We start from the raw sequence: 24,170 nt of genomic DNA, 5'->3' as shown, positions 1-24,170 counted from the left end.
GCCCGAGCCCCTCCGCGGGCCGGCCCCCTCGCGAGCCGGCCCGCCCCGTCCCACCCCGCACCACGAATGGAACCGCCATGCCCCTCTTCCTCTCCGACGCCGCCGTGATCACCATGGACCCGGTCTCGGGCGCCGTCCCGATCACGGCGAGCATCCGCATCGTCGACGAGCTGATCGTCGCGATCGGCCCGGGCCTCGTTCCCGAGCCGGGCGACGAGGTGATCGACGGGCGCGACCGCCTGGTCGTCCCCGGCTTCGTCAACGCCCACACCCACTCGTGGGAGTACCTCTACAAGGGCCGCTACGACAATCTGCCGCTCGAGCTGTGGATGCTGCTGTCGTACCCGATCCTCGGGAACAGCCGCGTCGCTCCGGATCTGGTGCGGCTGCGCTCGTCGCTCTTCGCCCTCGAATCGCTGAAGGCCGGGGTCACGACCCTGGTCGACGACGTGCTCGAGAACCCGGACCAGGACGCGGAGCAGCTCGCCGCGGTCTTCGACGCGTACGACGAGATCGGAGTCCGCGCCAACATCTCGGGCCACGTGATCAGCAGGCCCTTCCACGAGACGATGCCGTTCCTCGAGGAGTACGTGCCCGCGGAGATCCTCGACCAGGCGCGGTCGGCGTCGCGCCCGACGACGGAGGGCTACCTCGCCTTCAGCCGCGAGGCGTTCGCGACCCAGCACGGGAGGGGAGGCGGGCGGCTGCGCTTCATGGTCGCCCCGTCCGCTCCTCAGCGGTGCGGGCCCGAGCTGCTCGTGGGGGCGACCGAGCTGGCGCTCGAGCACGGGGCGGAGTGCCACATCCACGTCCTCGAGACGAAGACGCAGCTGGTGACCGGCGAGCTGTCCTACGGCTCGACCCTGGTCGAGTACATGGAGCGGATCGGCGCGCTCTCGCCGAACACGACCTTCGCCCACGGGATCTGGCTCACCGACTCCGACATGGAGCGGATCGCCGCCGCCGGCACGTCCGTCTCGCACAACCCGATCTCGAACCTCAAGCTCGGCTCGGGCATCGCCCCGTGGCGCGCGCTGCACGACGCGGGCGTGAACCTCGGCCTCGGCACCGACGGCTGCTCGAGCAGCGACTCGCCGCGCATGCTCGACGTCGTGAAGGCCGCGGCGCTCCTGCACAAGGTCACGGATCCGGACATCGCCACCTGGCCGACCGTGTCCGAGGTGCTCACGGCCGGCACGATCGGAGGCGCGCGCAGCGCCGTGCTCGACGACGTCACCGGCAGCATCGAGGTCGGCAAGCAGGCCGACCTCGTCGTCTACGACCTCGAGACGCTGAACTTCACCCCGCGCCAGCGGCTCGAGAACCAGCTCGTCTACTCCGAGAACGGCTCGTCGATCGACACCGTGATCGTCGCGGGCCGGATCGTCGTCTCGAAGGGCGTCTCGACCACCGTCGACGAGGCGGCCCTTCGCGAGGATCTCGCCGCGCAGCTGGGGGAGATCGTGGCCTGGCAGGACTCGCTGGACCGCACGAACGGCGTGCTCACCGAGCCGTTCCGGCGGATGTACGAGCGGGCGATGCGCCACGACGCCCCCGTCGACCGCTTCAGCGGCCGCCGGCTGGTCTGAGGGCGGGCCGGCTCCCGGCGGACTCCCGGCCCGGCACACGGACGGGCGGGGGTGCGGCTCCAGTAGGTTGCGCACATGAGGTGGCGAGCGGGAGCGGTGGCGGTGCTCGTCCTCGCGCTCGCCGGGTGCACCGCGCCGGCCGACCCCGAGCCGCCGACCGGGCCCACGGCCGCCCCCGTCTCCGGGCCGGTGGTCGGCGGCTACGGCGACCTGCACGTCGCGCCCGACGGGTCGATGATGTTCTGCTACTCCGACCCCGACCCGGGATTCACGGGCGTCTGGCGCGAGTGCCAGGACGGGATCCGCACCGAGGGCGTCGACCCGGCCGCGATCGACGCGACCCTCGGGGAGACGGCGACGGCCGATCCGGGCGGGCACCGCTGGGTCGGCGCGGCGGCCGGGAAGCGCACCACCGAGGACGGCACCGACGTCTACACCGTCCTCCTCGCGGGGACCCGCACGGACGACGCGTTCACCGTGACCGCGGTCGGCGAGGGCTCCTACCGCGTGCCGTCCGAGTACCAGGAGCTGCAGCCGGGAGTGCCGGGCGGGTTCCTGGTGCGGCTCGAGCCGATCGGCTGAGCGGGGGCGCCGGCGCAGGTGGAGGAGCCGAGCGGGGTGCAGCGGCCGGGAGGGGCGGAGCCGGCGGACTCGCGCACCCCCTCCGCCCGACCCTCACAGCGGGCGCGGCCGGTACCGCTCGATCAGCGCGTCGAACAGGCCGTTCATCCGCTCGTCGACCACGCGGCGCGACTCGTCGGCGTCGTACCACTCCACGATCTCGCGGGCGCCGTCGCTGAAGCGCACCGAGGGGGAGTACGCCGGGACGAGGCGGCGGATCTTCGCGTTGTCGAACACCATCGAGTGCGCCTTGTCGCCGATGATCCCGGCACCGAGCTCGGGGTCGGCCGCGGCGATCGCGTCGGAGGCGACGTGCACGAGGCGTGGCTCGACTCCGGCCGCCGCGGCGAGGTCGCGGTGGATCTCGTCCCAGGTCGGCGTCTCGTCGCCGGTGATGTGGAACGCCTCGCCGATCGCGGCGGAGGCGCCGAGAAGACCGACCAGGCCGACAGCGACGTCGTCGGCGTGCGTGAGTGTCCAGAGCGAGGTGCCGTCGCCGAGGACGACCACCTCCTGGCCGCGGCGCATCCGGTCGACGACGGTCCAGCCTCCGTCGACGGGCAGCGCGGTCCGGTCGTAGGTGTGCGAGGGGCGGACGATCGTGACCGGGAAGCCGCTCGCGCGGTACTCGGCCACGAGCAGGTCCTCGCACGCGATCTTGTCGCGGGAGTACTGCCAGTAGGGGTTCCGGAGCGGAGTCGACTCGGTGACCGGGAGGCTGCGCGGCGGCTTCTGGTAGGCCGAGGCCGAGCTGATGAAGACGTACTGGCCCGTGCGGCCGGCGAACAGGTCGATGTCCTGCTGCACGTGCTCGGGCGTGAAGGCGACGAAGTCGATCACGGCGTCGAAGCTCCGGTCGCCGAGAGCGGCGGTGACGGAGTCGCGGTCGCGACCGTCGGCCTGCACCTCGCGGATGCCCTCGGGCAGCGGGCGGAGCGACGTCCGCCCCCGGTTCAGCACGGTCACGTCGTGGCCGAGCCGCAGCGCCTCGCGGACGCAGGCGGCGCTGATGATGCCCGTCCCGCCGATGAACAGCACGCTGAGCGACATGGATCCTCCTCCGGCGGCGCCCGCGGCGGACGCCTCCCGACCCGATTCCCCCACATCGGGGCGCCGCACGCGAGTCCCTTGACCCGGCTACCGCTCGACGGGACGCCGTTGCTCGTCCTCCGGCTCGGGGGCGAGCAGCGCCTCCGGAGCGGCCGCCGCGGTCGGCACGTCGGGTGCCGTCCGCTGCTCGAGGGAGCGCCCCCAGGCCGTGCCCGCGAGGATCAGCGCGATGCCGAGGAAGCCGACCGGCGCGATCGGGTCGCGGGCGAGCGCGACTCCGACGACCGCGGCCCACACCGGCTCGGTGCCCAGCAGGAGGCTGACGCGGGAGGGGGAGGTGCGGCGGACCGCCCACGTCTGCACGAGGAAGCCGAAGACGGTGCAGACCAGGACGAGGTAGAGGAACAGGCCGGTGCCCACGGGGTCGAGCCCCGCGACGTACTCGGGGATCGGCACGCCGACGACGAGCGACGCGGCGCTGAAGACGACGGCGCAGGTGCCGAGCTGCACCGTGGTCAGGCGGAGGGAGTCCATCGGCGCCCGCGCCGAGAGGCGGTGCATCGACGTGACGTGCACGGCCCGCACGACGGCGGCGCCGAGGATCAGCAGGTCGCCGGGGGAGAGCGGGCGGAGGGCGCCGTTGCCCGCGAGCAGCGCGACTCCGATGACCGCGACGAGGCATGCGAGCAGGAAGCGGCCCGGGAGGCGGCGCTTCGAGACGGCGGAGTCGAGCATCGGCGTGATCACGATCGTCAGGCTGATGATGAGGCCCGCGTTGGTGGCGGAGGTGCCGGCGATGCCGTAGGTCTCGAGCGCGAAGATCGTCGCGAGCAGCGCCCCGATGGTCACGCCGACCCGCCACTCCGCCGCGCTGATCCGGTGCCGCCGCGCCGCGACGATCACGGCCAGGCACAGCGCGGCGAGGGTCATCCGCGAGCCGAGCAGCGCCATCACGCTGGAGTCGGTGACGAGCTCCTTCGCCGCGAAGTAGGTCGAGCCCCAGGAGGCGGCGACCACGAGCAGGAGGAGGTCGACCCGGAAGCGGGAGAGGAGAGCGCGCACGGCTCATCGTGGCGGCACGGAGACCCGCAGGACAAGACTGCATCTTCTTCGCCGACGCGTAAGTTGGAACTCATGGAACTCGGACAGCTCAGGGCTCTGCGGGAGCTCGGCGAGCGCGGGAGCATCGCCGCCGTCGCCGCCGCGATGCGGGTGTCCCCCTCCTCCGTCTCGCAGCAGATCAGCGCGCTGCAGCGCCGCACCCCGACGGCGCTGACCTTCCGCGACGGGCGCCGGACCGCGCTGACCCCCGCCGGCCGCGCTCTCGCGGCGGCCGTGGTCGAGGTGGAGGTGGCGCTCGAACGCGCGGCCCGGGCGGTCGCGGACTTCGAGGGGGAGCCGAGCGGCACGGTCTCGGTCGCCGCGTTCCACAGCGCGGGGCTGGCGATGTTCGGTCCGCTGCTGGAGGCGCTGCGCGCACCGGGTCTGCCGGGTGTCGCGCTCGCCGACTTCGACGTGGCGCAGAGCGCCTTCGCCGGGCTGACCGCGGACCACGACCTGGTCGTCGCGCACCGGCTCGCCGGCAGCGCCGAGTGGCCCGGGACCGTGCGGTCGACGCCCCTCCTCTTCGAGCCGCTCGACCTCGCGCTGCGGCGCGACCATCCGCTCGCCGCGAAGGACGTCGTCCGCCCCGCCGACCTCCGCGACGAGGAGTGGGTCGCGGTGCACGAGGGCTTCCCCCTGGAGCGGGCGATCGACGCCATCGCGGTCCTCGCGGGCGGCGACGCGCGCATCCCGCACCGGATCAACGACTTCCTGGTCGCGGCGGCGGTCGTGTCGGCGGGCGACGGCGTGGCGCTGCTGCCGCGGTACACGACCGACCTGCGGCGCACGCCGGAGGTGGTGCTGCGGCCGCTCGGGATCCCGGGGCTCGGCCGCCACATCGACTGCCTCGCCCGGCCCGAGACGCTGGAGCGCTCGGCCGTGCGGGTCGTGCTCGAGCAGCTGACCGGGATCGCCGCGGGGCTCGCCGCCGCGCCGTAGCATCGTGCCGTGCACCGCCTGATCGAGACCACGGCCGGAGACCCGGCAGCCACGGACCTCTTCGCCCTGCAGGAGGCCGACCTCCTCGCCCGCTACGGCGGCGACGACACCGGTCCGCGCCCTCCCGCCGACGCTCCGACCCTGCTGCTCGAGGTCGACGGCGGGCTCGTCGGCTGCGTGGCGCTCGCGGTCGAGGACGGGATCGGCGAGATCAAGCGGATGTTCGTGGTGAGCGCCGCGCGGGGCCGCGGGCTCAGCCGCGTGCTGCTCGCCGGCGTCGAGCGGCTGGCGGCCCGCGAGGGCGTGGAGCTGCTCCGACTGGTCACCGGCACGGAGCAGCCGGAGGCGATGGCGCTCTACGCGAGCGCCGGCTACGACCCGATCGCGGGCTACGGCTACTGGGGCGACGAGCCGAGCGCCCGCTGCTACGCGAAGCGGCTCGACCGCGAGGCGCTGCTCGCCGACGCGGGCTGACACCGGGCTGGCGCTGGGCTGATGCCGGGCTGCCCGTTCGGCCGTCGCGGGCCGGCGCCGGACTGACGTCGGGTTCTGCGCTCGCCCGTCGCGGGCTCTCCGGGCCGCTCGGTCCGGGGTGCTTGCGAGTCGGGCCGCCCGCTCGGAGGGTCCGGATCGGCGAGTCCGACGGGGCATCTGCGACGTCGTCCACGACTGGTCGGCGCTGCGGAGAAGTCGCTGAGGATGAGGCGCGGGAGGCGCGGCGCGCCGCCTCAGGGCAGGTTCGCGCCAGAGCGGCCTCGAGCGGCGTGCCCCGTCGCGGAGCAGGCGACTCTGTCGGAGCGGCACGGGCATCCTCCCGCGCCTCTCACCCGACTCTGCCCCCGATACCCAGGGGTGCACGATGACAGAAGGACTCCGATGCAGAACGAAGACACCAGCACGCCGACCGGCGCCCCCGATCGTCTGACCCAGCGCCGAACCGTGGTGAAGGGCGCCGCATGGGCGATTCCTGTTGTGGCCGCCTCGATCGCCGCTCCGATGGCGTCGGCCTCGACCGCCCCCCAGTGCGCCCTGCAGGACGCGCAGCGCATCGACGCCACCTCGACCACCGCGCTCGCGGCCCGGACGATCCCCGTGCCCGCGGGAACCCAGTGGGTCCGCTTCACGGCGGTCGGCGGAGACGGCGGCGGCGTCCGCACCGGGTCGGACGTCACCAGCGCCGGTGCGCGGGTGACGGGCACCATCCCCGTCGACGCGCTCGGCGGAGCGTCCGAGATCGTCATCACCGCGGGCTCGGGCGGCAGCAACCAGGCCGGCGGCCGGGGGCTCGGCAACGGCGGGGCTCCGGGCACTCCGGGCTACATCGGCTCCGGAGGAGGGGGCGGGGCCAGCGGGATCACCGCCGCGGGCTCCCTGCTCGTCATCGCGGGCGGCGGCGGCGGTAGCGCAGCCGGCTTCACCTCGAACGACTTCACCCGGTCCGCCCGCGTCGGGCCGAACGCGGGGTCCGGCGGTCCCGTCGGCGGCTCCGGCTACGACAGCGCCGTCTCGCGCGCGGACAGCAGCACCGGCTCCACCGAGCAGGCTCCGAGCACCGGCGGAAGCCAGACCGGGCCGGGGCAGCCCGGTGTGACGACGGTGAACGTGACCGAGTCGGTTCTCGGCAGCCCGGGCTCCGGGCGCGACGGCGGTGCCGGCGCACCGAGGACGAACGCGAGCCGCCAGGTGACCTACGCGTCCGGTGGCGGTGGCGGCGGCTACTTCGGCGGTGCCGGCGGCGGCACCTCCTTGTGGGTGCGGGGTGGCGGCTCCTACGCGGCCAACGCGTCGACGGGCGCAGGAGGCAGCAGCTTCGCCGCGTCCGGCGTGACCGTCGAGAACTCCGACGTCGACACCCGTTCGCAGACGATGGGCTACGTGGAGGTCGCCTTCTTCGTCTGCGAGTAGCGCCTGCCCGAAGGCCAGACGAGCCTCCGTGGTCGTCCGCTCCGGCGCGCGACCACGGAGGCTCGTCGTCGTCACCGTCCGCTCCACGTCGTCCCCGTCCTCCTGATGTCCCATCACCATATCAGTATGGGAAGGAAGACACCAGCCCTCACTCCTCCTGCGGCTCCGCGCCGTCGTGCTGCAGGCGCACCAGGACGCGGCGGAGGTGCATCGCCGCGAGGACGCCGGGCCCGAGGGTCCGGGAGGTCGCGGCGGTCCGCTCGTCGACGACCTGCACGAGGTGCCGGATCGCGCGGGCCGCGCCCCCGATCGCCCGGTGCGCGGCGGGGGAGCCGGCGTCGTCGCGGTCGATCGCGTCGGCGACCGCCCGGCAGGCCTCACTCAGCGGCGGCCCGAGCGCCGGATCGAACGGGAGCGCGCCCGGCCGCTCCCAGATGGTGTCCGCGAGGGCGCCGCTCAGATCGCGGACGTGGAAGAGGATCGCGTCGAGCGTCTCGAGGCGGAGGTGGTCGGGTCGGGAGTCGCGCCGGTGCAGCAGCGCGCGCGGGTTGCCCTTGCGGCTCTCGTCCGCGTCCGCGAGGGCCGCGCGGACCTCCTCCGCCGTCCGGGCCAGCTCCTCGCCGTTGCGCGCCCACGCCTCGTGCTCGGGTGGCCACGTCTCCTCGAGCGCGGCGGCCAGCTGGCGCAGGTGCTCCGCGAGCTCGCGCCGGAACGCGTCGACCCGGGCGGAGGCCGCCTCGACGGTGAGCCCGGGGGCGACGACCACGTTCACCAGCAGCCCCACCACCACGCCCACCGCCATCTGCACGAGGTAGCCGAGGGAGTAGTCCTCGGCGTCGGCCCCGCCGATGATGAGCACGAAGAGGGCCGCCATCGGCACGTACTCGCGGCCCGCGCCGAACCACCCCGTCCCCGAGAGGACCACGCCGATCCCGACGACGAGCGGGATCGTCCACCAGGTCGGGCCGACGGTGACCACCACGAGGGCGGCGAGCCCGATCCCCGCCGCCAGGCCGAGCAGGGTCTGCAGTCCGGTGCGGACCGAGCCCATCAGGGTCGGGTACATGCTGACCAGGGCGCCGAGCGGCGCGTAGTACGGGTACTGCTCCGCGACTCCGGGAGCGAGCGGCGCGACGGCCCAGGCGATGCCGACCGCCAGCGCCGTCTTGAGAGCGAGCATCAGGCGCGAGCCGGTGACCGCCTCCCGCCAGGCGAGGGCGGCGCGGGACGTCCGGGTGCGGGGCATCCCGGCACCCTAGGCGAGGGGCGCGGACCGTCTCTCCCCTCTTGACAGCGGCGGCGGAGGCCCGAGCGACGGTGGAGGGCGGAGGGCGGCGGCTCGGGACGGCGGTGCTGATCACGACTCACGACGAACGTCCGATCCGGCCCACGTCGCCTGCGCCGTTCCACGGGGCGCCGCGGATCCTTCCTCCGTGACGAAAGCGACCGCGCGGACCGCAGGCGCCGTGAAGTGATGCCACCCCCGCTCACGGGGGCCGTTGAGTTTGCGCAGACGCCCTGTTACCGTGAACAAACCGTGCAGCTGGCGGCGTCGGAGGCCTCGAGGTGGAGGTCGCGCCGGATCCTGCGAGTCACGGCGAGTTCTTCTCCGAGGTCCACCGGGCCTCTCCCCTTGGCGCCCTCCGGCGCCTCTCCGCAGCCCCCCAGCCCCCGGGGGCGCGCCGCTCACGGTGCGCCTCCGGGCCCCACGCCGCCCCTTGACGATGGAGTCACGATGACGACCGCATCGACGCCCGTCGACGCCGAGCTCCCCCGATCCGCGGGGCTCCGGCGCCACCACACGGCCGGGCTGCTGATCCTCCTCGCCGCGGTGGCTCCGCTGCCCTACACCGCCGCCTCCCCGGCCGTCGCCCTCGGCGAGCCGACCTCCACCGACCCGATCGCGCCGGACACCGCCGACCCCGCGATCGAGTTCCACGACGGCGACTGCTCCATGGTCGCGACAGCCCGGGCAACCCCGTCGTGATGCGGAGGGCGCCCACCCTCGCGGCACTCGGCACCACCGCCCCGACCACCGGGTACACCGACATGAACCCCGGCGGCTGATCCCTCGTGCCGGTCGAGCGGCTGCCCCTCCCTGCCTGTCGAGCAGCCGCCCAGCGGCGTATCGAGCCCCTCGTGCTCCGCACACAGGTTCCGACACGCCCCTGACGGCGCTGCTCGACCGAGCAGGGCTCGGCACCCCGAGATCCTCTCCCCCTCCCCGAACCGCACCACTCCACCGAAGGAGCACCATGCCCCCCACCACCACACCCGCGCGGCGAGCGCCGCTGCGCGCAGCGCTCGCCGCGCTCGGCCTCGGAGCAGTGCTGCTCTCGGGCCTCGTCGCCCCGGCTCCGGCCGCGCAGGCGGCCGATGCCGTGATCCCGCAGCAGGGCCTCCTCGCCGACTACCGGTTCACGCAGACCACCGGCAGCACGGTCCCGAACACCGTGAGCGGAGGCGTGGGAGCCGCCACCGTCCGCAACGCGACCGACGCGCTCTGGACCGGCACGTCGCTCCGCCTCACCGGCGGCCCCAAGAGCAGCACCACCGCCCCCTGGGTGCAGCTGCCCGCGAACCTGCTGACCGGTCGCTCGTCGGCCACCGTCACGATCGAGACCCGCGCCGACGCGTCGATGCTCTCGAACTTCCACTTCCTGTGGAACATCGGCAGCGACAGCACGAACCAGTACTGGTTCGCGTCCGTCCGCGACCGGGTGCGCACCGCGATCACGACCAGCGGAGGGAACGGCGAGAACAACGCCCGCAGCGCCTCCGCCCTGACCGCCGACCGCTGGTACAGCCTCACCTCGGTGATCGACGGCAGCGCCGGCACGATCTCGTTCTTCGTCGACGGCGTCCAGGTCGCCTCGGCGCCCACCGCTCTGCGCCCCTCGTCGGTGGCGGACCAGTCGCTGAACACGATCGGCCGAGCACCGTACCCCGACCCGTTCTACACGGGCGAGGTCTCGGCGTTCCGCGTCTACGACCGCGCGCTCACCGGGGCGGAGGTGGTGGCCGTGTCGAGCGTCGACGCGAAGCCTCACGCCTCCACGTTCTCCCCGATCGCCGCCGCCGTGCTGGCCGGGGTCGCCCCGCTCACCGTCGACGACTCGACCACGAACCTGCCCGACTACGGGGGAGCGGTGACCTGGTCCTCCAGCGACCCGACCCTGCGCGTCTCGGCCGACGGCCGCACCCTCAGCGCCGACCGCCCCGCCGTGGGCCAGGCCGCGCGCGCCTCGACGCTCACCGCGACGGCGTCGATCCGCGGAATCGTGCAGACCCGCTCGATCGCCGTGACGGTCGAGCCGCAGGTCGGCGTCGACACCCCCTACGGCTACATGATGGTCCACTTCGTCGAGGACTCCCAGGGCTACGCCGAGAAGATCTACCTCGACGTCTCCCGCGGCGACGACCCGGAGAAGTGGGACCCGCTCAACGGCGCGAAGCCGATCCTGGCCTCCGACCTCGGCACCACCGGTGTCCGCGACCCGTACCTGACCTACAACCCCGACACGAAGAAGTACTACATCATCGCCACGGACCTCCGCGTCTTCGGCGGCGACCGGGGCCCCAGCACCTGCGACACCTGGTGCTACTGGACCACCAAGGGCAGCACGAAGATGAACGTCTGGGAGTCGAGCGACCTCGTGTCGTGGAGCGACGTCCGCCAGTTCGACGTGGCGCTCGACGCCGCGGGGACGAAGAAGCTCGAGGCCGGCATGATGTGGGCTCCCGAGGCCACGTGGGTGCCGGACTACGCGGGACCCGGCAAGGGCGCGTTCGTCGTCTACTGGTCCTCGACGGTCTACCCGACCGCGGCGCACACGCCGGGCACCGGATCCTCCCGCGTGCTCTGGGGAGCGACCACGGACTTCACGCAGGCCACCTACTCGTACGGCGGCACCTTCATCGACACCGGGGCCGACACGATCGACACCACGCTGATCCAGGACTCCGGCACGACCTACCGGATCTCGAAGGACAACGGCACCGGCAAGGGCATCTACATGGAGTCGACCACCTCGGCGACCTGGTGGCTGCCGACGACCTCGTGGACGCAGATCCAGTCGCGCATCGGCGCGGTGTGGTCCGGCGGCAACCCCGGTGGGGTCGAGGGCCCCGCGGTGTTCAAGGACCACGGCGAGGACACCTGGTACCTGTACGTCGACGTGATCCCCGCGACCGGCTACAAGCCGATGGTGACGAACGACCTCGACACGGGCTGGACCCAGCTCACCGACCCGGGCTTCTCGCTCGCCTCGTCGACCAAGCACGGCGGCATCGTCTCGCTGACCGCGGGGCAGTACGCCGAGGTCCGCTCGGCCGACGCCGCCTCCGCGGTCCGCTCGGACCTCGGCGAGGTGACGGTCGCCTCCGGCACCGACGCCGCGGCGGCTCTGCCCGCCCGCGCCGACGTCGTGCTCGCCTACAACCGGGGCACCGCCTCGCAGCCGGTCACCTGGAACACCTCCGCGGTGGCGACGGCGCCCGGCCGCTACTCCGTCACCGGAGTCGTCCGCACGATCGGTGCGAACGACAACCAGTGGGTGGGCGCGAACGGATCGACGGCCTACAACGCCGCCGACCGTCGGCTCTCGAGCTCCACGGCCGTCACGGTCACCGCGACCGTGGTGGTGACGGCACCGACCTCGACGCTCACCGCGTCCACCCGCTGCGTCGCGGGCAAGGTCGTCCTCACCGGAGTGGTGAAGAACACGGGCACGACGCCCCTCTCGGTCGTCATCCGCTCGCCGTTCGGCGCCTCGCAGACGCTGACCGCCGCCCCCGGCGCCAGCGCCTCGGCCGCCTTCACCACCCGTCAGGCCTCGGTCCCGGCCGCCTCGCTCACCGCGGGCGCCCTGACCGCGGCCTACCCGGCGCGCACCTGCTGACGCACGCGCGCCGCTGACGCCGAGACGGCCCGCCCCCGCCGAGACACCGCCCCACTGCGGTGCCTCGGCCGGGAGCGGGCCGTCTCGGCGTCGAGCGCCTCGGAGCTCCGCGGCGGCCGCCCCACATCCCGGCACGGCAGGCTGTACGGATGAGCGCGCCTGGAACCACCGACCCCCTCGACCACGTCCGCGTGCGCGGCGCCCGCGAGAACAACCTCCGGAGCATCGACGTCGACGTGCCGCGCGACGCCCTCGTCGCCTTCACGGGGGTCTCCGGATCGGGCAAGAGCTCGCTCGCCTTCGGCACGCTCTACGCGGAGGCGCAGCGCCGCTACTTCGAGTCGGTCGCCCCCTACGCGCGGCGGCTGATCGACCAGGTCGGCGTGCCGGACGTCGACTCGATCGAGGGCCTGCCGCCGGCCGTCGCCCTCCCGCAGCGGCGCTCCGGAGGCTCGGCCCGCTCCACGGTCGGCAGTGCGACGACGCTCTCGAGCGTGGTGCGGATGGTGTTCTCGCGCATCGGCGCCTACCCCGAGGGCGCGCCGATGCTGCTCGCAGAGGACTTCTCGGCCAACACCGTGCAGGGCGCGTGCCCCAGCTGCCACGGCATCGGCCGGGTCTACGACGTCCCCGACGAGCTGATGGTGCCGGACGACTCCCTCTCGATCCGCGACGGGGCGCTCGCCGCCTGGCCGACCGCCTGGCACGGCAAGCAACTGCGCGACAGCCTGATCTCGCTCGGACACGACATCGACACTCCGTGGCGCGACCTGCCCGCGGAGGACCGCGACTGGATCCTGCACACTCCTGACTCCCCGCAGGTTCCCGTGTGGACCGACCGCTCTCCCGCGGAGGTGCGCGCGGCCGTGGCCGCCGGTGACGAGCCGCGCTACATGAGCACGTTCCTCGGGGTGCGCCGCTACGTGCTCGACACCTTCGCCGGCTCGAAGAGCGCCCGGATGCGCGAGCGCGCGGCCTCGTTCGTCGTCAGCGTCGCCTGCCCGGTGTGCGGCGGCCGGAGGCTGAAGCCCGACGCGCTCGCCGTCACCTTCGAGGGGCTCGACATCACCGAGCTGTCAGCGCTCCCGCTCGAGGAGCTGGTCGTCGTCGCGCGGCGCGTGCTGGAGCCCGGCTGGACCCCGGCCGACGGCGCTCCGCAGACCCGCCTGGCCGCGCAGCGGCTGGTCGAGGACCTCGTCGCCCGCCTCGCGCCGATCGTCGACCTGGGCCTCGGCCACCTCTCGCTCGACCGCTCCACGCCGACGCTCTCCTCGGGGGAGCTCCAGCGGATGCGCCTCGCGACGCAGGTGCTCTCGCGCCTCTTCGGCGTCGTCTTCGTGCTCGACGAGCCGTCCACGGGCCTGCACCCCGCCGACACGGAGGCGCTGCTCGGCATCCTGCGGACCCTGCGGGCGACCGGCAACACCGTCTTCTTCGTCGAGCACTCCCTCGACGTCATCCGCGAGGCCGACTGGATCGTCGACATCGGCCCGGGCGCGGGGTCGGGGGGCGGCACCGTCGTCTACTCCGGCCCGCTCGACGGCCTGCCGGGCGCCCGCGGCTCCGTCACCCGCCGCTACCTCTTCCCCGAGGGCGACCCGGCGCCGCTGCGCTCCCGCCGCACCGCGGAGCAGTGGATCGAGCTCGCCGGAGTCTCGCGGCACACCCTCGACGACCTCTCCGTCGCGTTCCCGGTCGGGGTGCTCACCGCGGTCACCGGTGTCTCCGGATCGGGCAAGTCGACGCTCGTGAACCAGGCGCTGCCCGATCTGCTGCGCGCCTCGCTCCGCGCCGACGTCGCCGAGGACGCGCCGGCCGAGGAGGGCGGGGAGGCGGACCCGCTGCTCGACGCGGCCGCGGCGGCGACCCGCGGCACCGCGTCCGGGCCCGCGGACCGCCTGCGCCGGGTGGTGCAGGTGACCCAGACCCCGATCGGCCGGACCTCGCGCTCGAACGTCGCGACCTACACGGGTCTGTTCGACCGGGTGCGGACGCTCTTCGCGGCCACCCCGGAGGCGAAGCGCCGCCGCTTCTCGGCGAGCCGCTTCTCCTTCAACCTGCCCAGCGGGCGCTGCCCCGTCTGCAAGGGCGAGGGCTCCGTGGAGGTGGAGCTGCTGTTCCTCCCGACCGTCGAGGCGCCCTGCACGGCGTGCGGCGGCACCCGGTACAACGACGAGACCCTCGAGGTCACCCTCGGCGGCCGGACGATCGCCGACGTCCTCGCGCTGAGCGTCGCCGACGCGCGCGAGGCCTTCGCCGAGGACCGCGAGGTCGCCCGCCACCTCGACGCTCTGGTGGACGTGGGGCTCGGCTACGTCTCGCTCGGCCAGCCGGCGCCCGAGCTGTCCGGGGGAGAGGCGCAGCGGGTGAAGCTCGCCTCGGAGCTGCGTCGCGCCCAGCGCGGGGACACGCTCTACCTGCTCGACGAGCCGACGTCGGGCCTGCACCCCGCCGACGCCGACCGCCTGCTCGAGCACCTGCAGCACCTCGTCGACGCGGGCAACACGGTGATCGTCGTCGAGCACGACATGCGCGTCGTCGCCGACGCGGACTGGGTCGTGGACCTCGGCCCGGGGGCGGGCCGGGCCGGCGGCTCGGTGGTCGCGACGGGCACTCCGGAGGAGGTCGCCGAGGCCGCGGGCAGCCGCACCGCTCCGTACCTCCGGGCGGCTCTGGACCGGCGCCGCTGAGCGCTCGAGGACCCTGTCAGTCCTCTCACCGAAACCTCACCGAAAACTATTGTTAACGGTAACATTCGAGGCGGCCCGCCCCCCTGGGCCGGATTTCTCAACGACGAGAGGCCTCACGAATGAGACGACGACTCCCCCTGGCCACCGTGGCGGTGATGGCGCTGACGGCGGGTCTCCTGTCGGTCGGCCCCACGGCCCAGGCCGCCCCCACCACCTCGCTCGACGCCGCGAAGGTGCTCGAGCTCCCGTTCGACGGGTCGCTCGCCGACACCAGCGGTCGTGGTACTGCCCTCGGGATGCAGAAGGGCACCGCCTCCTACGGCACCGGCCTGAACGGCCGGGCGTTCGAGTTCACCGGATCGAACGCGATCTCGCTCGGCACTGCGGCGGCGCTGCAGCCCGCCGACCTCACCGTCTCGTTCTGGTACAAGCCGACCAGCGCGATGACCGGTGAGCAGGTCTTCACCTGGAACAAGACCGCCTACAACTCCGACGGCTGGTACCTCACCTCCGAGGGCGACGGCACTCCGCTCGCCCTCTCGATCGGCCCGTCCGGCGGTCAGCCCTACAAGGTCGCCGTCGAGACCGCCCGCTCCGGCTTCTTCCCCGCGGGGGAGTGGACGCACGTGGTCGCCACGTACGACAAGAGCACCAAGGCCGTCGCCTTCTACCGCAACGGGGTGAAGCAGACCGCCGTCGTCAAGACCGCGCCGTCCTCCTCCGCATCCGGCGTCCTCGGCTCCGAGAGCACCTCGACGAAGACCCTCGGCTTCAACGGCCCCCAGTACAACGGCGCGCACCTGCGCGGCCTGCTCGACGACTACGCGCTCTACAACGGCGTCGCGACCACCACCGACGTCGTCGCCCTGACGAAGGCCGGCAACCCCTCCTTCGACCCCGCGAGCATCGCACGGGCCGACCTCGAGCTGGTCGCCCCGCCCGCGAGCACCAGCACCGGCTTCACCCTGCCCACCGTCGGCGCGAAGGGGTCCGCCCTCAGCTGGACCTCCTCCGACCCGGCGACCGTCGCGATCAGCGGAGGCACGGCCGCGGTCACGCCGCCCACCGGCTCCGCGACGCAGGTCGTCCTCACCGGCTCCGCCACCTACGGGGGCAGCACCGCGGTCACGAAGACCTACACTCTCCAGGTGCAGCCCCGGGGAGTGAAGACGTCGAACTACCTTCTGGAGGCCGGCCTGTCCGACGTCTCCGTGCAGGACCCCTACCTCGAGAACGGGGAGCAGCAGACCGTCGAGTACCTGCTGAGCCTCGACCCCGAGATGTTCCTCTACTCCTTCTACCGCGAGGCCGGGCTCACGCCGACCACCAGCGGCGGATACGGGGGCTGGGAGCGCGAGAACGGCACCCGGTTCCAGGGCCACTTCTTCGGCCACTACCTCTCGGCGCTCTCGCAGGCCTACGCGACCGAGGAGGACGCGGCCACCAAGGCGGCTCTGCTCGCGAAGCTCACCGCTTCCGTCGACGGTCTGAAGAAGGTCCAGGACGCCTACGCGCTGAAGGACCCCGCGAACGCCGGCTACGTCTCGCCGTTCCCGACCCGCTACCTCCCCTCGGGCGGCGACGGCCTGCTCGTCCCCTTCTACAACCTGCACAAGGTGCTCGCAGGCCTCCTCGACGCCCACGACCAGGCGCCCGACGCCGTCTCGCAGAAGGCGCTCACCGTCGCCGGCGGCTTCGGCAGCTGGATCACCGCCTGGGCGGGCCGTCAGGCGAACCCCGGTCAGCTCCTCAACACCGAGTACGGCGGGATGAACGAGGCGCTCTACCGCCTCTACGAGACCACGCACGACCCGGCGCACAAGCGCGCGGCGGAGTACTTCGACGAGACGGCGCTGTTCCGCAAGCTGGCGAACAACGAGGACGTCCTCAACGGCCTGCACGCGAACACCACGATCCCGAAGCTGATCGGCGCGCTGAAGCGCTACCGCGTCTTCACCGACGACCCGGCGCTCTACGCCACGCTCACCGCCGCGGAGAAGTCGGATCTCGACATGTACCGCCGTGCCGCCGAGAACTTCTGGCGCATGGTCGACGAGACCCACACCTACGCCAACGGCGGCAACAGCCAGTCCGAGCACTTCCACGCACCCGGCACCCTGTACGAGTACGCCACGAACGGCCAGACCACCGGCTACGGCGAGAACTCGACCTCCGAGGGCTGCAACATCTACAACATGCTCAAGCTCACCCGGGCGCTGTTCCAGGTGACCGAGGACGTGAAGTACGCCGACTTCTACGAGGAGACGTTCATCAACGGCGTCCTCTCGGTGCAGAACCCGGACACCGGCATGGTGACCTACTTCCAGCCGCAGACCGCGGGCTACGCCAAGGTCTTCGGGCACGAGCTCGACGAGTTCTGGTGCGACCACGGCTCGGGTATCGAGAGCTTCACCAAGCTCGGCGACTCGATCTACTTCGAGAAGCCGAAGACCGTCTTCGTGAACCAGTTCCGCTCCTCGGTCCTCCGCTCCTCCGCGAACAACCTCCGGCTGACCCAGACGGCGGACATCCCGAGCACGGACACGGCGACCCTGAGGGTCGAAGCGCTGGCCGGAGGAGCCGTGGCCGCGGACACGACCCTCAAGTTGCGCGTGCCGTCCTGGATCGACGGAGCGCCGACGCTCACCGTGAACGGTGCCGTCCGTGCCGTCACGGCCCAGGCCGGATACGTCTCGGTCGCCGTCGCCGCCGGTGACGTGCTGACCTGGAAGCTGCCCGCCGCGGTCAGCGCGGTCGCGGACACGGAGAACCCCGACTGGACCGCGTTCCGCTACGGACCGGTGCTGCTGGCGACCGAGCTCAACCGCTCGAACGTCGAGGCGTCCTACGTCGCCGGCGTCCTGGTGCGCATGGGCACGGCCGACAAGTCCGTGAACTCGAACGTCGTCGTCGCGGACTCCGCGGCCTGGAAGTCCGCGGTCCGCGGCAACCTGGTCCGCCTGCCCGACGGCGCGGACGGCAACGGCCGCACGACGATGCGCTTCGGCATGAAGAACGTCGACGCCGCGTCCGCCGCCCGGGTGTTCACTCCGTACTACAGCCTCTACAACGCCCGCTACGCGACCTACATGACCCTGATCGAGCCCGACTCGGCCGCGGCCCAGGAGCTGATCCGGACGCAGAAGGAGCAGCTGCGCGTCGACGAGACGACGATCGACTCCCTCACCTCCTTCGACAACAACAACAGCGAGGCCGACAAGAACTACAAGACCGCGCGGTCCTCGGTGGGGACCTGGCGCGGCGAGGGGTACCGCGACGGCGAGCGCTCGGCGGAGGCGTACTTCCAGTACGACATGATCGTCGACCCGGCTCTGCCGGCGAACTACCTCGGGGTCCGCTACTACGGCGGCGACGCGGGACGCACCTTCGACGTCTACCTCAACGACGTGAAGCTCAAGACCGAGGTGGTCTCGGGAGCGGCCGGAGCGACGAGCTGGTACGTCCAGTACGACCGGATCCCGGCGTCGATCCTCAGCGGTCTCGCCGCGAAGGACAGCTACAAGCGCGACCAGAGCGGGAAGTACGTGCTCGACGCGAAGGGGCAGAAGATCCCCGTCGTCACAGTGCGCTTCCAGGGCACCGGATCCAGCTACGTCGGCGGTGTCTTCGGGGTCTACACGACCGAGTCGACCACCTACGCTGCGGACCCGGAGCTGACGAAGCTCTCCTCCGACGTCGGGACGCTCTCGCCGGCTCTCGCCGCCGGGGTCAGGGACCACACGCTCACGGTGCCGGCCGGCACGACGAGCGTCTCGCTCGACCTGGACCCGGCCGTGCCCAGCGGCCTGGTGAAGGTCGACGGCGTGCTGATCGACGACACCGTCCGCCGCACCGTGCCGCTCGCGGCCTCGGGGACGACGAGCGTGGTCGTCGAGTCGTCGGCGCAGGACCACACGACGACAGCGACCTACCGCCTCTCCATCGTCCGCGCCTCCGCGGCGACGGTACCGACGACCGTGGCGGCCACCAGCCGCTGCGTGGCGGGCAAGGTCGTGGTGACGGTCACCGCTCGGAACGATGCGAAGGTCCCGGCGGGGATCACCCTCGGCTCCGCCTGGGGCTCGAAGGCGTTCACCGGGATCGCTCCCGGGTCGAGCGCCTCGCACGCCTTCACCACCCGCGCCGCCTCGGTGGCCGCGGGCTCGGCGACGGTGACCGCGACGGCGACCGTGGACGGAGCATCGGTGACCACCACGAAGCAGGCCGCGTACTCCGCTCTCACCTGCAAGTGACGTGACGACGACGGCCGCCGGGGATCGCCCCCGGCGGCCGTCGTCGTCAGTCGGAGGTGCGGTAGAGGCCCTGGAGCAGCCCGATGACGTCGCCCAGGAGGGGCGGCGGGTCGCTCCGGATCCACGCGGCGTGCACGGGGACCGGCGGGGCGTCGCGGACGACCCGGTAGGCGAGGCCCTGCCGTCGGTACTGGCTCACCGTCGATTCCGCGGTCACTCCGCGGGCGGAGCCGCTGCTGATCACCGTGAGCCAGTCGTCGACGTCGGTCGTCGGGACGGTGATCCGCGGCCGGTCGTGCTCGGGCCAGAGGTCGAGCCGGGTGCTCCCGGTCCGGTCGTCGAGCGCGAGCGGAGCGGTCGCCACCTGGGCGAGCGTGACCGTGCGCTTCGCGGCGAGCGGGTCGTCGACGGACAGGGCGCAGTAGCGCTTCTCGGTGCCGATCAGAGCCGACTCGACGTCCGCAGCCGGGGATCCGCGCCGGAGGATCGCGAGGTCGCTGAGGCCCTCCGCGAGCCCCGCGGTGGGCGTGTTGGAGCGGATCAGCCGCAGCTCGTGGCGGGGGAGCGCCGCGGCCCAGCGGCGCTGGAACTCCTGGGTGTGCTCGCCGAGAGCCGACCAGGCGTAGCCGATCCGGATCGTGTCCGTCCCGGCCGCCGCCTCCTCGCGCAGATCGTCGACGACGGCCAGGACGCGGCGGGCGTGCCGCAGCACCCGCTCGCCCGCCGGCGCGAGCTCGACGCTGCGGGTCGTCCGGTGGAGGAGCCTTCGTCCGAGGACGGACTCGAGCGCCGCGACGTTGCGGGAGACCGCCGTCTGGGAGATGCCGAGGTCGATCCCCGCGTCGGTGAAGGTCCCGGCGTCCACGACGCCGACGAACGACCGGAGGTGGCGCAGTTCCAGATCCATGACCGCATCCTATTCATGCGGTTCCCGCATCGATCGGACCGATTATGCATTGTGAGCCGGGGCCGGACGGCTCGCAGACTTCCGGCATGACGAAGCAGCTCCCCGGCGACGGCCGGACCGTCGGCGTCGCGACCGCCCTCGCGAGCGCCCTCTCGAACCAGCTCGGGGCGGCCTCCGGGACTCTGGCCTTCCCGGTCCTGGGATCCGTCGGAGTGGTCGCCGTCCGGCAGATCGTCGCCGCGCTGATCCTCCTCCCGGTCGTGCGGCCGCGGATCCGCGACCTGACCCGCGCGCAGTGGTGGCCCGTCCTGCTCCTCGCCGTGGTGTTCGGAGCGATGAACCTCACGCTCTACGCGGCCATCGACCGCATCGGGCTGGGGCTGGCGGTGACCCTGGAGTTCTGCGGGCCGCTGGCGGTCGCGCTCCTCGGCTCCCGGAGCAGGACCAGCGCGCTCTGCGCCCTCGTCGCCGGAGCGGGCGTCCTCGCGATCGCCGGGCCGAGGCCCTCGTCCGACCAGCTGGGGATCGCGCTCGGTCTCGCGGCCGCGTGCTGCTGGGCCGCGTACATCCTGCTCAACCGGATCATCGGACTCCGGCTGCCCGGAGCGCTAGGGACCGCCACGGCGACCGGGATCTCCGCCGCCGTCTTCCTGCCCGTCGCCGTCTGGACGCTCGTCTCGACGCGCCCCGACGCGGGCACCGTGCTCCTGGCGGTCGGCGCCGGCGTCCTGGCGACGGCCGTCCCGTTCGTGGCCGACGTGATCGCGCTCCGGAGGCTCCCGGCGAGCGTGTTCGGGACGCTCATGAGCGCCAACCCCGTCCTGGCCGCCCTCATCGGCGCGGTCGTGCTCGGGCAGGACGTCGGCGCGGCCGGATGGATCGGCATCGCCCTCATCGTCACCGCGAACGCGGCGGTCCTCCGGCGGGGGCGTCGCGCGCGGTGAGGCCCGGCGGCGGGCCGAGCGAGAGGTGATCCCGTCGAGATGCCGCCGCTGTGCGTTACCTGTTCGTTATGAAAAAGGCACCTACACGACCAAACCAGGGACACCCTGGGAAACGGCAGGTCGCGGGAGAAAACTCTCCTCCATGAACCAGACAGCGGCGCCCGTGCGCGAGCATCGAGCTCTCTACTTCCTGCTCGCCGCCCTCGCGGGCATCGTCACGGGCGGAGTCCTCCTCGCCGTCGCCGAGCTCATCGCCCTCGCGGTCGCCCGCACCGCGAGCCCCGTGCTCGCGCTCGGCGCCTTCATCGTCGACATCGTCCCGCGCCCGCTCAAGGAGTTCGCGATCGAGACGTTCGGCGAGAACGACAAGACCTTCCTGCTCGGCAGCGTGGGCGCCGCGGTCGTCGTCGCCGCCGCGATCGCCGGAGTGCTCCAGCTGGTCCGCCCGCCGCTCGGCCAGGTGCTGCTCGTGATCGCCGGCGGCCTCTCGATCGCCGCCATCGTGACCCGCACCGGAGCGTCGCCGCTCGCTGCGGTGCCCACGCTGGTCGGACTCGTCGTCGCCGTCGTCGTCATGCACCTCCTCTTCACGCGCCTGCGCGGCTGGCGTGCGGCCCGGGCCTCGGAGGCCAGGGGAACATCCTCCGAGGCCCGTCCGGGCGCCCTCGAGCGCCGCGGCTTCTTCCGCATCGCGCTGATCTCCGCCGTCGGCGCGGCCGTCGTCGGCACCGGCGCCCGCCTGGTCAACGCGGCGACCTCCTCCCTCGCCGGCGTCCGCGACGCCCTGCGCCTGCCGTCCCCGCGCAGCACTGTCTCGGTCCCCGCGGGCGCCGAGCTCGACATCGAGGGCATCACCCCGCTTTACACGCCGAACGCCGACTTCTACCGCGTCGACACCGCCCTCACCGTGCCCAACCTGGACCCGTCGGCCTGGTCGCTGAAGATCACCGGCATGGTCGACCGCGAGGTGACGCTGAACCTCCAGCAGATCTTCGACATGGGCCTCGACGAGTACGGCATCACCCTCACCTGCGTCTCGAACCAGGTCGGCGGCAACCTCGTCGGCAACGCCAAGTGGCTCGGCGTCCCCCTCCGCGACGTGCTGAAGATGGCCGGCGTGCAGAGCGGAGCCGACATGCTCCTCTCCACCAGCAGCGACGGCTACACGGCGTCCACCCCGATCACCGCGGTCACGGACGAGAACCTCGACGCGATCCTCGCCGTCGGCATGAACGGCGAGCCCCTCCCGTTCGAGCACGGCTTCCCGGTGCGGATGATCGTGCCCGGCCTCTACGGCTACGTCTCGGCCACCAAGTGGCTCACCGAGCTCAAGGTCACCACCTTCGAGGCCGACCAGGCCTACTGGACCCCGCGCGGCTACTCCGCCGAGGCCCCCATCAAGATGTCCTCGCGGATCGACACCCCGCGGATCGGCGTCCCGGTCACCTCGGGCGCTCTCAAGATCGCTGGCGTCGCCTGGGCGCAGAGCATCGGCATCGAGAAGGTCGAGGTGAGCATCGACAACGGCGACTGGCAGGAGGCGACGCTCTCGACCCCGGTCAACCTCGACACCTGGGTGCAGTGGTTCGTCGACTGGGACGCCCAGCCCGGCTCGCACTACGTCGCGGTCCGCGCGGTCGACAAGAACGGCATGGTCCAGATCGAGGACCGCGCGCCGGTCGCGCCCGACGGATCCTCCGGCTGGCAGCGCACGCTCATCAACGTCACCTGACGCCCTGCGGAGGCACCGATCCCCGTGGGTCGGCGCCTCCGGTGCGTCCGGCGTCCGTCGCGACGACGCCCCCGCAGTGCGGACGGCCCTGACGCGACGTCGCCTCCGCGGCAGGCACCGCGGCACGTCGCGGCCCGGCGCGCAAGCCTCCGCGGCGGCGCGGCCCGCGAGGAGGCGCCGCTCTAGCCTTCGAGGATGCGCTCCCGGCTCCTCCACCTCCGCGAATCCTTCTGGTTCCTCCCGGCCCTGTTCGGCGTCCTCGCCGTCGGGCTGGCGCTGGGGCTGGTCGAGGTCGACCACCTGCTGGTCCGCGCCGGCGTCAGCGACATCCCCCTGATCGAGGACCTGTCGCCGACCGGCGGCCGGGCGATCCTCTCGGCGATCGGCGGGACGATGCTCGGCGTCGCCGCGACCTCGTTCTCGATCACGATCTCGGTGCTGGCGACCACGTCCTCCGCCTACGGGCCCCGGCTGGTCCGCAACTTCATGGCCGACCGCGGCAACCAGATCGTCCTGGCGGTGCTCACCTCCACGTTCCTGTACTCCCTGATCGTGCTGCGCGCGGTGCACACGGAGGAGGACGCGTCGCTGACGTTCGTGCCGGTGGTGGCCGTCTCGTTCTCGGTGCTGCTCGCGGTGGGCGACGTCGCGGTGCTCGTCTACTTCATCCACCACATCGCTCTGTCGGTGCAGGTGACGACGCTGCAGCAGCGGGTGCTCGGCGAGCTCGTCGACGTCATCGAGCGGCTGCACCCGGAGGACGGGGAGGAGCCGACGGATGCGGAGGGGGCACTGCTCGCGGAGGAGGCCCTGCCGCCGGCGGGGCGCGAGCCGGTCGTGCTGCGTGCGGTGCGCGGGGGCTACGTCGAGCAGCTCGAGGTCGAGCGGCTGGTCGCCCTGGCCCGCCGCGGCGACGCGCGGCTCCGGGTGCTCGCGCTGCCCGGCGACCACGTCCTCGTCGGCGACCCGGTGCTCGAGGTCCTGGAGGGGTCCGTCGCCCAGGAGGAGGCGGTCGCCGCGGTTGTCGTCGCCGACGCCCGCACCCCGCACCAGGACCTCCGCTACGCCGTCCAGCAGGTGGTCGAGATCGGAGTCCGCGGGCTCGCGACCGGCACCAACGACCCGTACACCGCGGTCGGCGCCGTCGAGGCCCTGACCAGCGCGCTCGTCGACCTCTGCGGCCGGCCGGAGGCGCGCGGCCGCTACTCCGACTCCGACGGAGTCGTCCGCCTGGTCGTCCCGTGGCCCCGAGCGGGTGAGCTGCTGGCCGACGTGTTCCTCGCGCTGCGCTCGTACGCGATGGAGCAGCCGCTCGTCGTCCGCGCCGGCGTGCGCCTCGCCGAGCGGCTCGCGGTCGTCGCCCGCGGCGGGACCCGCGTCGAGCTGCACCGCCAGGTCCAGGCGTTCGCCGCCGCGCACGCCGCCGCCGACGGCGACGCCCTCGAGGCGCCGGCCCTGCGCGCGTCGCTCACCGCGCTCGAGGCGCGCCTCGCGGCCTGAAGCCGGCCTGCCGGATGCTCCAGGAAGCCGCACCG

The 24,170-nt window shown here is 72.9% G+C and carries 16 protein-coding genes; 12 read left to right on the top strand and 4 right to left on the bottom strand.

The window, feature by feature from the left end; all coding sequences use genetic code 11:
• Positions 1-77: 77 nt before the first annotated feature.
• Together C5C53_RS10290 and C5C53_RS10285 are read left to right on the top strand one after the other, a co-directional pair.
• Positions 78-1,589 (top strand): amidohydrolase family protein, encoded by a 1,512-nt coding sequence (locus C5C53_RS10290; RefSeq protein WP_104267477.1) that lies wholly within the window; start codon positions 78-80, stop codon positions 1,587-1,589.
• Between the two features lie 75 nt (positions 1,590-1,664).
• Positions 1,665-2,171 carry a hypothetical protein gene (locus tag C5C53_RS10285; RefSeq protein WP_146084665.1) on the top strand — a complete coding sequence of 169 codons (507 nt, stop codon included), beginning with the start codon at positions 1,665-1,667 and terminating at the stop codon, positions 2,169-2,171.
• 93 nt (positions 2,172-2,264) lie between these two features.
• Here C5C53_RS10285 and C5C53_RS10280 read toward each other — a convergent pair whose 3' ends face one another.
• Together C5C53_RS10280 and C5C53_RS10275 are read right to left on the bottom strand one after the other, a co-directional pair.
• Positions 2,265-3,260, bottom strand: coding sequence for an SDR family oxidoreductase (locus C5C53_RS10280; RefSeq protein ID WP_104267475.1), 996 nt, complete (start codon positions 3,258-3,260; stop codon positions 2,265-2,267).
• 87 nt (positions 3,261-3,347) lie between these two features.
• A complete protein-coding gene (locus tag C5C53_RS10275; RefSeq protein WP_219813972.1) occupies positions 3,348-4,322 on the bottom strand; it encodes a DMT family transporter in 975 nt (324 codons plus the stop codon).
• A gap of 72 nt (positions 4,323-4,394) precedes the next feature.
• On the opposite strand from C5C53_RS10275, the gene C5C53_RS10270 reads away from it, so the two are divergent.
• The 3 genes from C5C53_RS10270 (at position 4,395) to C5C53_RS10260 (ending at position 7,208) form a co-directional block, all read left to right on the top strand.
• Positions 4,395-5,303 carry a LysR family transcriptional regulator gene (locus tag C5C53_RS10270; protein ID WP_104263509.1) on the top strand — a complete coding sequence of 303 codons (909 nt, stop codon included), beginning with the start codon at positions 4,395-4,397 and terminating at the stop codon, positions 5,301-5,303.
• Positions 5,304-5,312: 9 nt separating this feature from the next.
• The gene (locus tag C5C53_RS10265) at positions 5,313-5,777 is read left to right on the top strand and encodes a GNAT family N-acetyltransferase (RefSeq protein ID WP_104226986.1); all 465 of its coding nucleotides are present in this window, start codon (positions 5,313-5,315) and stop codon (positions 5,775-5,777) included.
• Between the two features lie 402 nt (positions 5,778-6,179).
• On the top strand, positions 6,180-7,208 hold the full coding sequence (locus C5C53_RS10260) for a hypothetical protein (protein WP_104269301.1): 1,029 nt from the start codon (positions 6,180-6,182) through the stop codon (positions 7,206-7,208).
• A gap of 148 nt (positions 7,209-7,356) precedes the next feature.
• Here C5C53_RS10260 and C5C53_RS10255 read toward each other — a convergent pair whose 3' ends face one another.
• On the bottom strand, positions 7,357-8,454 hold the full coding sequence (locus C5C53_RS10255) for an aromatic acid exporter family protein (protein ID WP_104267473.1): 1,098 nt from the start codon (positions 8,452-8,454) through the stop codon (positions 7,357-7,359).
• 489 nt (positions 8,455-8,943) lie between these two features.
• Between C5C53_RS10255 and C5C53_RS10250 the strand changes: the two genes are divergently transcribed.
• The 4 genes from C5C53_RS10250 (at position 8,944) to C5C53_RS10235 (ending at position 19,052) form a co-directional block, all read left to right on the top strand.
• Positions 8,944-9,195: a hypothetical protein gene (locus tag C5C53_RS10250; protein WP_104263513.1), complete on the top strand. Its 252-nt coding sequence runs from the start codon at positions 8,944-8,946 to the stop codon at positions 9,193-9,195.
• A 268-nt stretch (positions 9,196-9,463) separates the two neighbouring features.
• Positions 9,464-12,109 carry a LamG-like jellyroll fold domain-containing protein gene (locus C5C53_RS10245; RefSeq protein WP_104257749.1) on the top strand — a complete coding sequence of 882 codons (2,646 nt, stop codon included), beginning with the start codon at positions 9,464-9,466 and terminating at the stop codon, positions 12,107-12,109.
• Positions 12,110-12,258: 149 nt separating this feature from the next.
• The gene (locus C5C53_RS10240; protein WP_104267472.1) at positions 12,259-14,799 is read left to right on the top strand and encodes an excinuclease ABC subunit UvrA; all 2,541 of its coding nucleotides are present in this window, start codon (positions 12,259-12,261) and stop codon (positions 14,797-14,799) included.
• A 119-nt stretch (positions 14,800-14,918) separates the two neighbouring features.
• On the top strand, positions 14,919-19,052 hold the full coding sequence (locus C5C53_RS10235; RefSeq protein WP_104267471.1) for a beta-L-arabinofuranosidase domain-containing protein: 4,134 nt from the start codon (positions 14,919-14,921) through the stop codon (positions 19,050-19,052).
• A gap of 46 nt (positions 19,053-19,098) precedes the next feature.
• Here C5C53_RS10235 and C5C53_RS10230 read toward each other — a convergent pair whose 3' ends face one another.
• Positions 19,099-19,959 carry a LysR family transcriptional regulator gene (locus C5C53_RS10230; protein ID WP_104222432.1) on the bottom strand — a complete coding sequence of 287 codons (861 nt, stop codon included), beginning with the start codon at positions 19,957-19,959 and terminating at the stop codon, positions 19,099-19,101.
• An 86-nt stretch (positions 19,960-20,045) separates the two neighbouring features.
• Here C5C53_RS10230 and C5C53_RS10225 point away from each other — a divergent pair, with 86 nt between their 5' ends.
• The 3 genes from C5C53_RS10225 (at position 20,046) to C5C53_RS10215 (ending at position 24,135) form a co-directional block, all read left to right on the top strand.
• Positions 20,046-20,903 carry a DMT family transporter gene (locus C5C53_RS10225; protein ID WP_104267470.1) on the top strand — a complete coding sequence of 286 codons (858 nt, stop codon included), beginning with the start codon at positions 20,046-20,048 and terminating at the stop codon, positions 20,901-20,903.
• A 142-nt stretch (positions 20,904-21,045) separates the two neighbouring features.
• Positions 21,046-22,635 carry a molybdopterin-dependent oxidoreductase gene (locus C5C53_RS10220; RefSeq protein WP_104226578.1) on the top strand — a complete coding sequence of 530 codons (1,590 nt, stop codon included), beginning with the start codon at positions 21,046-21,048 and terminating at the stop codon, positions 22,633-22,635.
• A 195-nt stretch (positions 22,636-22,830) separates the two neighbouring features.
• Entirely contained in the window at positions 22,831-24,135 is a 1,305-nt protein-coding gene (locus tag C5C53_RS10215; RefSeq protein WP_104267469.1) for a DUF2254 domain-containing protein, read from the top strand.
• The last annotated feature ends 35 nt before the right edge of the window (positions 24,136-24,170 follow it).

The sequence above is a fragment of the Rathayibacter sp. AY1E3 genome (genome assembly GCF_002932235.1).
Classification (GTDB): Bacteria; Actinomycetota; Actinomycetes; order Actinomycetales; family Microbacteriaceae; genus Rathayibacter.
The sequence above is the reverse complement of the archived record's forward strand: the minus strand, read 5'-3'. Positions and strand labels throughout refer to the sequence as shown.